The following is a 17530-nucleotide window of genomic DNA, read 5'->3' as shown; positions in this document are numbered from 1 at the left end:
CTAGCAAGTTATTTTTATCTCTACGATGAGAGATTTAAACAAAAGCACTAAATGAATTTACACATCCCTAAACCCAAAGGTTCTCCGGTCCGAACAACGTAATCATACTGCTCGTAAAACGCTTCTTTACCTTTTGCCGATAACAAAGCAACCGTTGCGCCAGACTTAGCATTTTTAGCTATAAACCTTTCGATTTCATACATTACTGCGTGACCAAGCCCTTCGCCTTGGTAATCTGGTGCAACGACTACATCTTGTATGTAATAAAATAAACCGCCATCACCGACTACTCTGCCCATGGCAATAAGCAGATCTTGATAACGTATAGTGACGTGAAATAAAGAGTTATTAAGACTTGTTTGCGCCAAAATTTCGTCGGTGTCACCCCAACCAACTTTTTGCCTAAGAAGAGAAAACTCCCTAACTGTGGGAGCCTTGTTGCTAATTTGATAAGCCATGTAGTTCTGTCTCTAACTTTTGATGATGTTATTCGTTACTTTATACTTAAATGAGCAAATTTCATCAATTTTCACGTTGAACGTGTGTTTGTAGAGCTCGTACTGATATGTTTAGGTAAGGTAATACAAAATTCGCTACCTTTGCCTAGTTGACTCGACACCTTAACACTACCTTGTAGGCTATTTTCTACTAAGTTTTTCACTATGTACAAACCAAGCCCACTACCACCAGAGCCTAAGCGTGTTGAGTAATATTTATCAAATATCTTCTCTAACTTATCTCCATCAATGCCTTTGCCATCATCAGAGACTTTTAAAACCACTTTGTCCTCCTTTTGAACCACATCAATATGAATATTGCCACTGCGATTATCATCAAAAGCATGAATCAGCGCATTATTGATCAAATTAATAAGAACCTGTGACAACGCCCCTACATCGGATGTAATTTGTAGAGGATCTGGGCAGGTAATGTTGACATTATGAGGTGAGCGTTTTAACTTGGGTTGCAATACTCTTTGAATATCATTCAAATAGTCAGCCAAATTACACTCTGTCACTGCGCCACTAAACTCGCCCACAACAATATGCTTAAAGCTATTAACTAAATTCATCGCATTATTGAGGTTTGACAAAACAATATCGTAGCTTTGCGCCGCATTATCTATAAAACTCTGTAATTCACTTTTAGCTAATGTTTGCTGCTGCATGTGTTGGTTGATTTGTTTTTGTTTGTCGTCAAGGTGACTAATAGCAGTGCTAATAACGCTAAGTGGTGTGCCAAGCTCATGGGTTAACTCTCCCACCATCTCACCAATATGGCTAAATTGCTGAGATGTCTCTAACTGTTGCTCTTTCAATTTTGATAGCTTTTCAAGCTCAAGCGTTTTATCGCGCAATGTACCAATAAGTTCATCGCGCAAATTTATTAACGCTTGTAGTTGTAAATGAGTCGAAACTCGTGCTAACAGCTCTTCTTGGCGAATGGGCTTGGTAACATAGTCCACTGCCCCGACACTAAATGCCTCAACAATGTCGCTGAGTTCCGCCTTTCCAGTTACAAATATAACTGGTACATCTTTAACCTTATCCAGTGATTTTAAACGCCGACACGTTTCAAAACCGTCAATACCTGGCATCATGACATCGAGTAAAATTAAGTGTGGTAAAAAGATAGTTGCAATATTTATCGCTTCTTTACCCGACGTTGCAAACGCAACTTCGTATCCTTCAGCCTCTAAAAAGCTGGTGAGTAACTCTAAATTTTCAGCCTTATCATCAACTATCAAAATCCTGCAATTATTGAGTGATACCAGATTATTCATCTTGCACCTCATCTAGTGCTGCTATAAAGCCAGCCATGTCAAACTTACTTATAAACGTAGCCAAATATTGCGCAAGCTGCTTATTGTTTGGCTGCTCTTGCTCTATTTTTTGCAAAATTTGCTTTATTTTAGAGGTGCCATTGATTTGTGCTGATAGCTTTAGCTGCTCTTGCAGCTCAACGGGTAAAGAAAAAAGTGATAAATCAATACCACTGGCTTCATGACTTGTAGACATTTCCTGTTGTAGCTCTTCGCTTTCAAAATGTTCAGGGAAGAAAGACACTAATGAGTCAAAGATTTGCCCTATGGTATAAGGTTTTCCTATAAATTGGTCAAAACCAATACTTAAGTAATGCTGCACCTCATGATGTAAACTAAAAGCCGAAATAGCTACGCATTTTAATTGGTTAAGCTTCAGCTCACCACGAATGATTTGCACCGCTTCATCGCCACGCATTACCGGCATAAGCAAGTCTAAAAATACAATATCGAATTTCTCGTGTTTTATTTTATCAATGGCCTGCTGCCCGTCCTCGGCGTAATCAACACTGATACCGCATGACGCTAATGTTTGTCCTAATATTTCTCGGTTATAAGCAACATCATCCACACACAAAGCGTGCATCGTTTTACCTTGGCGAAGAATAAGTTGTGTGTGCTCAGATTGTTTAGTTTGTGCAAAATCTTGCTCAGCTTGAGGTAATACAAGACTAAAAGAAAAACAACTCCCTTGACCTAAAGTTGATTCGACTTCAAGCGTGCCCCCCATCATTTCAACCTGCTTACTCGATATACACAAGCCCAAGCCGGTGCCACCTTTTTCCAACCCTGCGCTCCCCTGAGTAAAACTGCTAAACAAGCTATTCAACTCCTCTTGCGAAATACCGGGCCCGGTATCACGCACTTCAAAATGATAGGTATTTTCATCTATTTTGGAGTGGCTTAGTGTAACTTCACCACTATCGGTAAATTTAACTGCGTTTCCCAACAAGTTGATTAATACTTGTCTTATTTTACCCTGATCGCCATGTACACCAATGCTACCACTAACACTATTATGTAAACGCCAAGATAGCTGTTTTTGCTCACATTTGAGTTTAAACATGCTACCCAAGTCCTCTAGCAAACTACTTAACTCAAAGTCAGTTAAATTTAACTTACTTGAACCAGCTTCAATTTTAGAAATATCGAGAACATCGTTAATAATATCGAGTAAGTGATTACCAGCACGTACTATTTTGTTCATAGTTTGCTTGTGGCTTTGCGAGAGATCTTTGGCACGCTCCATTAATTGAGCAAACCCTAAAATCGCATTGAGAGGGGTGCGAATTTCATGGCTCATATTAGACAAAAACATACTTTTGGCTAAATTAGCCTGCTCAGCGCGCTCTCTTGCAGTATTGAGCTCAGCGGTGCGCTCTGTGACTTGGTTCTCCAACTGGATGTTGTTTTCGCTTAACCTTGCTTGTAGTTGACTGTTTCGCCATGCAATTTCAAAATTTTGTCCCAAATTTAAAAGCAATAGCTCTTCTTGCTCATCGATATGGTTCACATATTGCGCGATGGCAAACAAAGGCATACCAGTTGGCCTTTCTCCGATATATAAAATGGCAAAATTATCCATGACAGCACTATGGAAAAACCGCGCGTCATATTTACTCACAAAGGACTCTAGTATTGTACTGGGGATCTCAAGCTCTCCTCCCTCGGGTAAACTGACTTCAAATTGGCGAGATTCCAGATTTAGTTCACCAATAAACGAAGCCACTGGACAGGGCTCAAACTGCTGGCTAAGAGGCAATGTCTCCGCTAAAGACTGTAGGGCTCTTATTTCAAATTCAACTAACTCAGACTCGCTAAGCAAAGAGTTTGTGCATTTGATAATTTTATCTAGCCCTTTTTGAACACATTCCACCTTCTCTAAATGTTGATAAGTGCGTAGTGCAACTAATACTGCTGCTTTTAATTTACTACTGGTAAGCTCAGTTTTGGTTTTATAATCATTTACATCATAATCTCGCGTGATCTCCGACTCTGGTGCCATCCCAGGCTGTCCGGTGCGCAAGATAATCCGCACCTTACTATTTAGCTCAACCTCTCGCACGTATTTTGCAAAATCTAAACCTGCTTCAGCCGTCTCCATCACCACATCTAATAAGATCAGCGCGATATCTTTGTGCTCAGTAATCACTTGCCTTGCTTGTTGGCCACTAAACGCATGCAAAAACATGACACCCCTTTCGTCAAATTGCATTTGCGTCAGCACCAACTCAGATATCTGATGAATGTCTTCATCATCATCTACAATAAGAATTTTCCATGGGGGCTTTACTACCAGTTCTTCAGGTTCATCTTCCGCGCTAAATAAGATTGAATCATCATCAAACATAGGACTTCTCATTTTGTGATCCAAGTCTTAAGTGTAGGAAAGAATCTAAAAACTAGATATCTTATTGATGATTATCCGCGTAATAGCTCGCCTTTTCTTTTTATAGAGCAACACAGCGCCCTTAGTTCGTAATAAGCATTTAAATAAAACGTTACTAAGCTAAATATCTTAGCTCTATGATAATACTCCCTTTTTAAAACAAACTGTTCTACACTGGACGTAACAAGGTCTAAGCAATTTTGGTAGAGCTATGAGCGAAAAAGAGTCGGTACAAACGCTAATTGAAATGATTAAACAACGAGACACTCAAGCACTTGTTGATTTTTACCAGCAAAGCGATATAAATGAAAATATTGCACAGCTCAAATATCTATACCAACAAGCCATACAAGACCAAGCTCATTATCAATTTTTTCAAGACTTGGTTGCCTCTTTTTTAGAACATAAACCGCTCCCCACAGCACTCATTGGGGGCATTAATGATATTGAAAAGTTGACATTTTTTACGCCGGCACTGAGCGCCAGTGAAGGGTTTTCGCTAAAAAATGATCAGGGCAGCACCATTTTACATGCGCTTTTGAGCCAAACTAAAGCTGCTCCCCCTCCTTTTAATTATATTCGCTCTTTACTCCTTTTTGAGCGAAATGAATCACTCGCTACGGCACTAGCCACCAGAAATGATCAACAGTTACTACCTATGGAATGCTACTTGGCCTTCAACCCTTGCTTTGAACCTTTGGCTGCGCATGAACTCACCGCAGCACTGGCCCTGCTAGAAGCACAAATAAAGCAAGTGCCCAGTGAAATAAACACATTAAGACTTATCTGCAATCACTTAAAGAATAATGCTCACTTTGATGAACTTACCAGCAGCAGCCACCGCATCATCTTGCTTGGTGCTGCATTTGAATGCCCAAGTGAGGATGTAATGACTTTGCTACATTAAAGGTTAATAAAGTCTGAAGCTAACATCTTATGATAGCGCACCTTATCATATAAAATGTGTGCAGGATTAGGGTCAACAACTTCAACATCTATTTGATTTTTCTTGGCTATTTCTAATGCAATTTGTGTTATGTTAACGCTGAATGATGTGCCAATAAACACCATCTTTGTTGCCACTTCGAACATCCTTTGCGCCCTATCGATCTGATACAATTGAGTGTAAAACTCATCAAAGAGTAAAACATAGGGTTTAAGCGAGTAGTCAAGCTCAGGGCCCCTACTCGATATTCTAAATAGCTCTAGCAGAGACTTTTTAAGATTACTCTCATCTACTAGGTCCCACGGTGCAGATTTTATCTCAACGGGTTGACCTTGCAGATGAAACAAAGTGACTTTATCAATACGACCATGAATGCAAAGGTAATCTTCGTTACCAGCTTTGCCATCCAAGCCATCAATATTTTGTGTAATAAGCGCTTTATCTCTAAGCCAATGATGGACTTCATTGGGCCCATGGTGCTGATAGGTAACAAAGCGCTTATAGTACCAGCATAAAAACTCCCCTGGATTATGCTCGTACATTGCCCTTGTGGCCATTTGCTGGGGCGTGTAGTTGCGACTTCCAATAGTCCAAAAGCCATCTTCCCCTCTAAAAGTAGGAATACCGCTTTGCGCACTGACCCCAGCCCCTGTGATGTATAAAGTACTCATACTCTACTCTTTCATTGCCTGTTTTACTCGTGGTAATTTTAAGTGCTCACCAAATTGAAACAACGCTAAACTGAAGATAATAACAACTGCACCAACAAGTAGACTGCTGGTCAACGTTTCATTATTCAGCCAAGTACCAAGAGCAATAGCAAAACCAGGTGTGATCAATGTACTGAGTGCCACTGTACTGGCAGAAAGCTTTTGTAAAACATGAAAGTAAGCCAAAAAACCTAACAAAGAGCCAACTACGCCCAAATACACCGTTGCCCATATTGACTTTGCCGCCCACGAATTGATTGCAAATGAACCATCCAACACCCACCATAAAAAAGCAAACATTGGCGTTACAAACAACAGTGCACCAAACGTTGTTGCCATCGGGTGGATCGCCACCTTTACACGCTTGATCATAACGCCGCTGAGACTAAAACAGCACACCGCCAAAAGTACGTAACCTAAGCCAAGGGGGGCTAAATTTAGCTGTTGGATTTGCGCAGAACAAATTAAATAAAGTCCACACAGTGCTAACAATAAAGCGCATATTTTTATGGGGGTAAATTTCGCTTCGCCTAACAGCTTTTGTGCCAGAAGCCCTGATAATATGGGGGCTAAGCCAAAAATAAGCGAAATCACACCTGATGGTACCGTTTGAGCAGCTAAATAACTAAATGACATCCCTCCTAGTATACCAAGCGCTGAATATAAATAGAGCGTACAAGAACGTCGATGCCAAGGTACCCGAGTGTTACTAATAGAAACAATCAATCCTGCCAATACCAGTGCAATCGACATGCGCAACAAAACACTCAACAGTGGTGGCATACTCTCGCTGCTCCAAACAATACCTAAAGGCGTTGTTGACCAAACGATGATCACAAACAAATATGATGCCTGAACGGGCATAATCTAAATCCTTGTTGCTAGGATGATAAAACAGGGAAGAAATAATGAGAACTAACCGCCTTATCATCGCGGTTAGAGAAAGAGTAATTAACCGCAGCGCACACGACATAACATGACTGTCATATTCAGCAGCCATGATAAATGATTGAGCACTTGCGTTAATTGATTCATAAATACAATACGTTGAAAATTTGTCTGCTAATAGTTGTATCAAACCTAATAAATAAGTCAATTTAAAAAGTACAAGTTTGATAACTTAATTCGCTGTATTAGCTGAGCCTTCCGTTTTTTTAAAACAGAGCATCCCCATTGACGCAAACAGCAATATGTTACCCCGTAGATTGACCTTCACGTTAAATCAGATATTTGAACTAGGAGTATTCATATCTTCAATGAACAACAGATGCCTAATAAAACAAATATTTACAATGATAGACACTCTTGTACATCCACTCACAAAGCCGCAACAGACTCTCACAAGTCCACACCATACACTGCAGGCAATGATACTTAAACAGGAACTATTCACTATGAAACCTCGCTCACTCATTGTGTTTGCCATCTTATTCGCAACAAACAGCTTTGCTAGTTATGCGGCTCAAAACGGTGAAATACATCGTGTTGGGACACAAATAAACAGTAGCGCTGCTAGCTATAAAAACTCTCAGCAGGATGGAGATGGTGTTATGTCACTATATCTATATTACAACTATAACATTGATGATACATGGGCATTAGAATTAGGAGTCAATGGTGGAGCCGAAATTACTGATTGGGATTGCAAAAAGATTAATAACCGAAAGTTCAAATGTGATAGAAATAATGAACTGCTATTTGGTATAGGTGCTGATGAAGTTAGCTTTGGGAATTTTGTCGTTGCTGCGAAAGGCCAATACCAACTCACAGATAACAGTCACTTTTATGGCAAACTTGGTGGACAATACTACGATTATAAAATTGCTAATAACAATATAAAAATGGTACAAGAATATGGCCTAGGCTTATTTGCAGAGGCTGGTTGGCAATACGATTGGAGCAATGGACTTGCATTTAATGCTGGCCTTCAATACATGGATATGGGTGATTTAGATACTCGTTCACTCAGTATCGGTATGAGCTATCGGTTCTAAAAATAATGAGTTAAAGTAAAAAAACCGGCTATACAGCCGGTTTTTTAATTAGACAAAACAATCAATTAGAATGCAACGCCTAGAGATAGATAAACATGACGACCTGTCGTGTTATAAGTACGAGGGTCTGTATTATCATTGAAACCAGTTGCAGCGTACGGAGGATCTTCGTCAAATACGTTATCTACACCGATCGTTGTTGTGAAGTTATCGAAGAAGTAACTGAAACGAACATCATGAATCACTTGTGAATCAACCATACGTGAAGCTGGTTCACCCTCATCCGGATCACCAAATGGTTCTTCTGACTCACCAATGTAACGAATTGCATAGCCAGCTGACCAATCATCTTGTGCTAGGCGAATGTCAATGTTGGTTTTCCACTCAGGGAAGTTACCATCACCACCATTCTCATAGTACCAACCTGCATTTTCTACTACAGAGCCGTCGGCCTGAGTGATATCGTATGTATCATAACGTGTTGAATCTAGGTTTAATGTAAGTGCACCAAAGCTAGTGTCAGTTGCATAGCGAACGTTAAAGTCGATACCAGAAGAGTCGATGCCGCCCACGTTGACAGTACGGTTATCGATATCACTTGAGTTACCTAAAAGTGGGCCTGATGTGTAACGCGTGATTTTATCACAGTACTTACCTTCACTTGCACACTTGTTAAGAATAAGCTGTTCACCAATCTCTGTAATTGCGTTAGTCAGTTCAATATCCCAGTAATCCACAGTGAATGATAGACCTTCAACAAACTCAGGGCTGTAAACTACACCGAAAGTAAAGATATCTGCTTCTTCTGGTTGTAATTCTTTATTACCACCTAAAGTTGAAGATAATTGATCACCAATTGGTGTGAAGCCATTTGCAGGTACACCGTCCGCAATACAATATTGAGTCGGATTTGTTGCGCATGGGTCTTCTACTTCTGGGTTGCTTGCTGAAGCGCCAAGGAATAGATCAGATGTTGAAGGTGCACGGAATGCTGTTGAAGACGTACCACGGAACATCAAACCATCAACTGGAGACCAACGAACACCTACTTTGTGATTAGTTGTGTCACCAAAAGTATCGTAGTCAGAGTAACGAACGGCAAGGTCTAACTCTAAGACTTCAGCAAATGGTACGCCACTTAGTAGTGGAACATTTGTTTCCATGTAGATTTCATCAACAGTGTATGAACCTACTGTTTTCTCACGTGGGTTACCTGAAGTGATACCTAGTGCGATAAGTGCATCTGGTAAGTCAGCACCTTTTTCTTCACGGTGTTCAACACCAACAGCAACACCTACAGTACCTGCAGGTAGCTCAAATGCATCACCGAATACGCTTGCAGAGATGATTTGTTGCTCATTATAGCCTAAATCATGTGCTTCAAACGAAATGAAATCTAGCATTTCTTTTGATATTTCTGAATCTGTTCCAGGAATACCAAATGTGTTTAAAGACACACAGCCTTCAATCACGTTATCAGGTGTACCACACAACACTTGACCAGACTCAGCATCTAAGAAAGAAGGGCCAACTGCTTGATTTACTTTCTCAAAGTTTACGCCACCTGCACGATTGATGGCACCATCATTTCGGCCATAGATGTAAGAAACTTCGTAGCCCCAAGTGTCGCTGATATCACCTTCAAACCCGAATACTGCGCGCACTGTTTCAACACGGTAAGTCGTATCACGGCCGCCAGTTTCAACTACGCGGCGACGCCAGTCTGCGATATCGACTGTTTCACCATTTGCGTTTTTAGGACCAAACTGCTGATTGTAATAATTGTCTTTTGAATACGTCGCATCGGTCCAGCCAAAGAATGCAAGTGGACCTAAAGGCAATGGTGCTAGTTTCGTGTCAGAAGAGCGACGGTTAAAATTCATTTCAGTGAAGAAACGAAGATTATCAGAGAACTCATAATTTGCTTGTGCAAATAAACCATAACGTTTTGATGGTGTTAGGTGGAAGTTTGCAGGAGCGTAGTTGTATAAATCCTTACCGGCATCAAAACAATCATAACCTGTTTCATTGCTAAATTGAGTTGGATCTGACTGACCTGGACCGTTCGCTGCACCGTGTGTAAATGCTTGACATAGATCTTCATTATCTTTGTCATGATTATTAATGCCATTATAGAAACCCCAAGGGATTGCAGAAGAACCACCTCGGCTAATTTCACCCGTTGAAGGGCTTAGGTTATTTTTATACTTTGACCAGTCACGATCACTTGACATTTGCGGGCCATATTCTGAGTAGTAAGCACTAACTACAGCATTCCCTTTATCACCAGAGAAGCCAACTGTGAAGTCATAGCTCTTAGTTTCGCCATCAGCACCGTGCGTTGATGCATCGTACATCGCGTTTGCTTCAAAACCTTCAAAGTCATCACGAGTGATGATGTTAACTACACCACCTACCGCATCTGAACCGTAAATTGCTGATGCACCGTCTTTTAATACTTCAACGCGCTTGATGATAGCAGTAGGAATTGTACTTAAGTCTACTGAAGAGTTAGCACCAGAACCTGATGCAACAACACGACGACCATTAAGAAGTACAAGAGTACGCTCTGAACCTAAACCACGTAGAGAAACACGGACTGCACCCGAACCACCATTATTGATCGCAGCGTTGGTTGCTGCACCTGCAACTGATGGAATTTCTTGAAGGATATCACCCACGTTGCTGATACCTGAAGCAACTAAGTCATCACGAGTAATTAACTGTACAGGGTTTGCGCCTTCCATATCCGCGCGCTTGATACGTGAACCTGTAACTTGAATTTTTTCGAAGCTTTCCGCTGACTCTTCAGCCGCTACGACAGAGCTTGCAGAAAATGCAGCTGTTGATGTAGCACCAAATGCAATCGCTAAGCGAACAGCCTTTGAGACTTTACTATTTAACATGTTTTTCTCCCTGATGGCTAATATCAAATTAATTAAGCCACTGTTTTTTATGATTTTTATATCAAAATCCCCATTAAAGGCACTAGTACCTTTAATGGTACTTCGGGTACATACTAATCTCACTCATTACAAGAGGTCAACACAGTTTTACGAAGTCAACATAAAATTTGGTATATTAAGTAACAAAAAATCATCTCAGTAACAAAGTGAAGAAGAGCACAATGGACGAGTGTTCAATAGAGTATAGAAAGCTGAATTTTAAAGGTTTTATTACTTTATTATAGCTTAGAGTAAGTACCTAGACCTGAATGAGAGAGGGTTGTGCTTTAGCACGAAAATATTTTTTATTTTTACAAAATAAAAAAACCGGCCAAAAAGGCCGGTTTTTTACTTCGGTTAGCATCAAATTAGAATGCAACACCTAGTGATAGATATACATGACGACCAGTCGTGTTATAAGTACGTGGGTCAGTATTATCGTTGAAGCCTGTCGCTGCATACGGAGGATCTTCATCAAATACGTTATCTACACCGATAGTCGTTGTGAAGTTATCGAAGAAATAACTAAAACGAACATCATGGATAGTTTGTGAATCAACCGTACGTTGACCTGCTTCGTTACCAAACGGTTCTTCAACTTCACCGATGTAGCGGATTGCATAGCCTGCAGACCAGTTGTCTTGAGCTAGACGAACATCAATGTTTGTTTTCCACTCAGGGAAGTTACCGTCACCACTGTTACGGCGGAACCAACCCGCGTTTTCAACAACAGAACCATCTGCTTGAGTGATATCATATGTATCATAACGCGTTGAATCAAGGTTAAACGTTAGTGCACCAAACTCAGTGTCTGTTGCATAACGCATGTTGAAGTCGATACCAGATGAATCAATACCACCCACGTTTACGTTACGGTTATCGATATCACTTGAGTTACCAGCAAGAGGACCTTCAGTGTAACGAGTGATCTTGTCACAGTATGTACCTTCGCTTGCACACTTATCTAGGATAAGTTGCTCACCAACAGTTGTGATAGCGTTAGTAAGTTCGATATCCCAGTAATCGATTGTGAAAGATAAACCTTCAACAAATTCAGGGCTGTAAACGATACCGATAGTCGTGATATCTGCTTCTTCAGGTTGTAAGTTGATATTACCACCTAGAGTTGAAGATAACTGGTCACCGATTGGCTCAAAACCACCTGCAGGAACACCGTCAGCAATACAGAACTGAGTTGGGTTAGTTTGACAAGGGTCAGATACTTCTGGGCTGTTATCTGAAGCACCTAAGAATAGGTCAGACGTTGATGGTGCACGGAACGCAGTTGAAGACGTACCACGGAACATTAGGCCATCGATTGGAGACCAACGAATACCCACTTTGTGGTTCGTTGTGTCACCAAATGTGTCATAGTCAGAGTAACGAACTGCTAAGTCAAGTTCTAGTACTTCTGCCATTGGTGCACCACTTAGAAGCGGAACATTTGTTTCCATGTAGATTTCATCAACAGAGTATGAACCAACTGTTTTCTGACGAGATGAACCTGATGTGATACCTAGAGCAATAAGTGCATCAGGTAAGTCACCACCTTTCTCTTCACGGTGTTCAACACCAAATGCCACACCAACAGTACCTGCTGGTAATTCAAATGCATCACCGAATACACTTGCAGACATGATTTGCTGTTCATTGTAACCAAGGTCGTGCGCTTCGAATGAGATATAATCAAGCATCTCTTGAGAAATTTGAGTCTCTGTACCAGGGATACCGAAGGTATTTAAAGACACACAGCCTTCAATTACGTTGTCAGGTGTACCACACAATACTTGACCAGACTCAGCATCTAAGAAAGATGGACCTACTGCGTCGGCAACTTTTTCAAAGTTCACGCCACCAGCACGGTTAATCGCGCCGTCGTTGCGGCCAAAGATATATGAAACTTCATAGCCCCAAGTGTCATTGATTTCGCCTTCAAAACCAAATACAGCACGCACTGTTTCAACACGGAAAGTCGTGTCACGACCACCTGTTTCAACTACGCGGCGACGCCAGTCAGCGATATCTGCAGTCTCACCGTTTACGTTCTTAGGACCAAACTGTTGGTTATAGTAGTTGTCTTTTGAATACGGAATATTTTGACCAAAGAACGCTAGTGGTGCTAGCGGCAATGGCGCAAGTTTAGTGTCAGAAGCACGACGGTTAAAGTTCATTTCAGAGAAGAAACGAAGACTATCAGAGAACTCATAGCTCGCTTGAGCGAACACACCGTAACGCTCAGACGGCGTTAAGTGATAGTTAGCTGGCGCATAGTTATACGTGTCTTTGTCCCAATCCCAGCAATCGTAGCCGGTCGGATTTGTGAAATCTGTAGGGTCTGATTGACCAGGGCCACTACCTGCACCGTGAGTAAATGAGTTACAAGCGCCTTCAACATCTGCGTTAACGCCATTGTAACGACCCCAAGGTGGAGCTGAAGAACCGCCTTTTGAGAAGTCGCCTGTATCAGGATCAAGGTCTAATTCAAACTCAGACCAGTCGCGATCGCCAGACATTTGCTCACCGTACTGTGAGTAGTATGCACTGACTACAACATTACCTTTGTCACCAGAGAAACCAACTGTGAAGTCATAGCTCTTAGTTTCGCCATCAGCACCGTGCGTTGATGCATCGTACATCGCGTTTGCTTCAAAACCTTCAAAGTCATCACGAGTGATGATGTTAACTACACCACCTACCGCATCTGAACCGTAAATTGCTGATGCACCGTCTTTTAATACTTCAACGCGCTTGATAATTGCAGTAGGAATTGTACTTAAGTCTACTGAAGCGTTAGCACCAGAACCTGATGCAACAACACGACGACCATTAAGAAGTACAAGAGTACGCTCTGCACCTAGACCACGTAAAGAAACACGTACCGCACCAGAACCACCGTTGTTAACAGCAGCGTTTGTACCTTGACCTGCTACTGATGGGATTTCTTGAAGAATGTCACCTACGTTGCTGATACCTGAAGCAACTAAGTCATCACGAGTGATTAGTTGTACAGGGTTTGCACCTTCCATATCAGCACGTTTGATGCGTGAACCTGTTACTTGAATTTTTTCAAACTCTTCTGCTGCTTCTTCTGCTGCGATTGCTGAGCTAGCAGAGAAAGCTGCTGTAGATGTAGCACCAAATGCGATCGCTAAGCGTACCGCTTTTGAAACTTTACTATTTAACATTTGTATCTCCCTGGACTACTTGTTAGTAGCTTGTAATTTTTTATGGGCTTTGCCCTTATGGGAAGTTGCACTGATGCAACATTCACCATGAATATTAAACAAGCATTGACGTTAGCGTCAACCGTAAATTATTTAATTTTCATCAATTACCCATAAAAGGCACAACAGGAAATACACAAATGGTAAACAATTTAATGATCTTTAAAGGAAAACTTTTTTTGTTCGGTTAACTGAAAAAGAACATTTTCGTAATCAAGGAGCATCATAAGGATGGGATATATTTGTTTCTCAACATAGTGACACAACCAAGGTTCTCAAGGGGTGGGTTGCCCCAAGGCCCCGTTTTGGTTACAAAACACTTAGCTGCGTCACCTTTTTTACAGTGATAGTTTTTGTCTCTGCGCTCTTTTTCTTTTGCTACTTTAACGTGCCGAGGAATATTTTTTACATCGTGTTCTACCCCCTCCTTAGCTATTTTAAATATAGCAACAAGCAATCAGTTTCACCTGCGTAAACACACCCTTTGTACCCTTTTATTATACAAAACAAGTCTATACCACCAAAAAGCCCCCCAATAACATCTTGTTGATGTTTTTTAGCAATTTCAGTTCAATCACTACGCACACTTGCCACCCCCTTAAACACACGCCCACTCTTTTTGTTAACATAAACCTCACCTAAATAGCACTTCTTAGAGCCAAATCATTGGCATAACCGTAGATAAAATCGAAGCCTCTACTTCGGTTAATTTTTGCATAATTTTATGAGTGCACAATGTGAATAAGCAGGATAAGCGAGGGTCGTACATACGGTGTGGTTTGGAGCCCAACACACCATGTAGGCTAATCATAATGATTTTAGTGGTTTGAGATAACATTTGTCATCGTCATGTTTGACTCGCTGACGCACACCTGTATGCTAAGCAACAATGTGAGGGAGGTGATATAAATCGCGTGATAAGTGTCCTTCATAAAACTCTTCTATCGCACTTTTTCGACTCTTTTTCGACTATAGAGCCCTTCGATTAATCTTAATTAGGCCAATACAAAAAATTAAAATTCCTCTGACATTCAAAGATTTTTGATATCATCACCAAAGTAGTGAGACGTATCAAACATAATTCAGGAAGTCGATTGAACATAAATCAGGGTTTTGTTTTAACTCGGCAAGCCAAAGACAAAGGTAACAGAACAGTTATCGAACTTTGGATATCCACACCTCAAGGGCCCGCACAGCTGGATATTGAGGGTGAACGCCCGACCTTTTTCATCGAAACAAGTAATGTCGAAAGAGCTAAGGTATTGTTCATTCATCAAGGCCTTAAGTTTGAAATAAAACCTTTACCTCTTAAGACGCTTCAAGATTACTCTGTCGCAGCGTGTTACTTCGCTACTATTGGGAATGCCAATAAAGCTGTCAATATACTTGAACAATACAACATCGTTGCTTATGAAAGTGACATTCGCCTAGCTGACCGATATTTGATGGAACGATTCATTAAAGGCAGTATCGCGTTTACAGGGCATCAAGTCGCACGTCGCAATCACTACTATATTTCGGCGTTCAAGTGCCGCCCTGGTCATTTCAAACCAAACTTATGCGTGGTATCACTTGATATTGAGTGCTCTGAAAAAGGGGAGTTATATTCTATTGGGCTTGATTGCGACAGGGATAGCCGAGTAATTATGATCGGCCAACCTGAGCCAGCATCGACTCCGATTCAATGGGTCGCAGATGAGAGGTCCCTTTTGCTCGCTCTCAATCAATGGTTTCAGGTATTCGACCCTGATGTCATCATTGGCTGGAATATTATCGATTTCGACTTTCGCTTGTTAGACAAGCGAGCTTTATGTAATAACGTATCACTGGCCATTGGCCGTAATAACACTAAAGCATTTTTTCGTTCAGGTAATAACCAGCAAGGCTTTATTTCAATCCCAGGACGTGTTGTGATCGATGGCATTGATATGCTCAAAACAGCGACCTACCATTTCCGTTCTTGGTCGCTCGAGTCCGTCTCACAAGAGTTGTTAGGTGAAGGTAAGATTATTCATAACAAGAATGATCGAATGGAAGAGATCAATAAAATGTTTCGCTCGGACAAACCTTCATTGGCTATGTACAACTTGCAAGACTGTATTTTGGTCAATCGAATCTTTGATAAAACCCAGCTATTAGATTTTGCCATTGAGCGTTCCTGCTTGACCGGTCTTGAACTAGACCGCGTTGGTGGTTCAGTCGCAGCCTTCACTAACCTATACCTACCACAGTTACATCGTTCGGGTTATGTAGCACCCAACATGCACCCTGAAGACTGGGTAGCTTCTCCTGGGGGCTATGTAATGGATTCACTTCCAGGCCTTTATGATTCAGTTATTGTCCTTGACTACAAGAGCCTCTACCCTGCGATCATTCGTTCATTTCTTATAGACCCGATTGGGCTTATAGAAGGACTTCGACTGACAGTAGGCAATACAAAAGATAGTGCTATCGAGGGGTTCCGTGGCGGGCAGTTTCATAGGAAAAAGCACTTTTTACCTAAGATGGTGCAAGATATTTGGCAAGCTCGTGATCTAGCGAAGAAAAATAATGATCTAGCCTTTTCTCAAGCCTTAAAAATTATTATGAATTCATTCTACGGTGTGTTGGGTTCTTCTGGGTGTCGCTTTTTTGATACCCGTTTGGCTTCCAGTATTACAATGCGTGGCCACGAAATCATGAAAACAACTAAACGATTGATAGAAGAGCAAGGCTATGTGGTCATTTACGGTGATACTGACTCGACTTTTGTTGCGCTTAATCGTGCCTATTCAGATCAACAAGCCGATGAGATTGGCAAGAAGCTCATTGATAAAATAAATGCTTGGTGGAAACAAGAGCTAAAACAACGTTTCGGGATCAAGTCATTCTTGGAGCTGGAGTATGAAACACATTACCGTAAGTTTTTGATGCCAACCATTCGCGGCTCAGAAACTGGGTCAAAAAAGCGCTACGCAGGACTAGTAAGCAAAGGCAATGCTGATGAGATTATTTTTAAAGGCCTTGAGAGTGCACGATCAGACTGGACACCTCTCGCTCAGGAATTTCAGAAAAACCTTTATATGATGGTATTTCATAACCAAGATCCATCTAGTTATGTGAGAAGCATCGTTGAACGCACTCAAATGGGTGAATTTGATCACATGCTCACTTATGAAAAACGATTGCGTCGACGGCTGCACGAATACGAAAAAAATATCCCTCCTCATGTTCGAGCGGCGCGAATGGCCGATGAGAAAAATGCCAATTTAGGACGACCACTGCAGTACCAAAATCGAGGTCAGATCGAGTATTTAATAACCATTAATGGCCCTGAACCAAAGGAGTATTTGGAGAGCCCTATCGACTATCAGCACTATATAGACAGGCAGCTCAAGCCGATTGCCGAAGCTATCTTACCTTTCGTGGGCTACGATTTTAAGCAACTGAGCGAACCTCAATTAGGACTTTTTTAAGCTTAATATGTTTTATCCGATTAAAGTGGCTCAATAAAACCGAGT

General features: G+C 41.2%; 10 protein-coding genes. 3 read left to right on the top strand and 7 right to left on the bottom strand.

Annotated features, from left to right (window positions below; translation table 11 throughout):
* Positions 1-47: 47 nt before the first annotated feature.
* From HG263_RS08530 to HG263_RS08520, 3 genes are all read right to left on the bottom strand, one after another.
* Positions 48-458, bottom strand: a complete 411-nt coding sequence (locus HG263_RS08530) for a GNAT family N-acetyltransferase (protein WP_171625674.1) — start codon at positions 456-458, stop codon at positions 48-50.
* Positions 459-529: 71 nt separating this feature from the next.
* A complete protein-coding gene (locus HG263_RS08525) occupies positions 530-1783 on the bottom strand; it encodes a hybrid sensor histidine kinase/response regulator (protein ID WP_171625673.1) in 1254 nt (417 codons plus the stop codon).
* Positions 1776-4184, bottom strand: a complete 2409-nt coding sequence (locus HG263_RS08520; RefSeq protein ID WP_171625672.1) for a response regulator — start codon at positions 4182-4184, stop codon at positions 1776-1778. The genes HG263_RS08525 and HG263_RS08520 overlap by 8 nt, the downstream gene beginning before the upstream one ends.
* 238 nt (positions 4185-4422) lie before the next feature.
* Here HG263_RS08520 and HG263_RS08515 point away from each other — a divergent pair, with 238 nt between their 5' ends.
* The gene (locus HG263_RS08515; RefSeq protein WP_171625671.1) at positions 4423-5118 is read left to right on the top strand and encodes a hypothetical protein; all 696 of its coding nucleotides are present in this window, start codon (positions 4423-4425) and stop codon (positions 5116-5118) included.
* Here the strand turns inward: HG263_RS08515 and HG263_RS08510 are convergent.
* Both HG263_RS08510 and HG263_RS08505 read right to left on the bottom strand, forming a co-directional pair.
* Positions 5115-5828: an SIR2 family NAD-dependent protein deacylase gene (locus HG263_RS08510; RefSeq protein ID WP_171625670.1), complete on the bottom strand. Its 714-nt coding sequence runs from the start codon at positions 5826-5828 to the stop codon at positions 5115-5117. The genes HG263_RS08515 and HG263_RS08510 overlap by 4 nt on opposite strands.
* Positions 5829-5831: 3 nt before the next feature.
* On the bottom strand, positions 5832-6731 hold the full coding sequence (locus tag HG263_RS08505) for a DMT family transporter (RefSeq protein ID WP_171625669.1): 900 nt from the start codon (positions 6729-6731) through the stop codon (positions 5832-5834).
* A gap of 530 nt (positions 6732-7261) precedes the next feature.
* On the opposite strand from HG263_RS08505, the gene HG263_RS08500 reads away from it, so the two are divergent.
* Entirely contained in the window at positions 7262-7861 is a 600-nt protein-coding gene (locus HG263_RS08500) for an outer membrane beta-barrel protein (RefSeq protein WP_171625668.1), read from the top strand.
* A 65-nt stretch (positions 7862-7926) separates the two neighbouring features.
* Here HG263_RS08500 and HG263_RS08495 read toward each other — a convergent pair whose 3' ends face one another.
* Both HG263_RS08495 and HG263_RS08490 read right to left on the bottom strand, forming a co-directional pair.
* Positions 7927-10767 carry a TonB-dependent receptor domain-containing protein gene (locus HG263_RS08495; RefSeq protein WP_171625667.1) on the bottom strand — a complete coding sequence of 947 codons (2841 nt, stop codon included), beginning with the start codon at positions 10765-10767 and terminating at the stop codon, positions 7927-7929.
* Positions 10768-11174: 407 nt separating this feature from the next.
* Positions 11175-13991: a TonB-dependent receptor gene (locus tag HG263_RS08490; protein ID WP_171625666.1), complete on the bottom strand. Its 2817-nt coding sequence runs from the start codon at positions 13989-13991 to the stop codon at positions 11175-11177.
* 1133 nt (positions 13992-15124) lie between these two features.
* On the opposite strand from HG263_RS08490, the gene HG263_RS08485 reads away from it, so the two are divergent.
* Entirely contained in the window at positions 15125-17485 is a 2361-nt protein-coding gene (locus HG263_RS08485) for a DNA polymerase II (protein WP_171625665.1), read from the top strand.
* Positions 17486-17530 lie beyond the last annotated feature (45 nt).

Origin of the sequence: Pseudoalteromonas caenipelagi, from assembly GCF_013140855.1 — a bacterium.
Taxonomy (GTDB): domain Bacteria; phylum Pseudomonadota; class Gammaproteobacteria; order Enterobacterales; family Alteromonadaceae; genus Pseudoalteromonas; species Pseudoalteromonas caenipelagi.
This window is presented reverse-complemented; position numbering and strand designations above follow the sequence as displayed.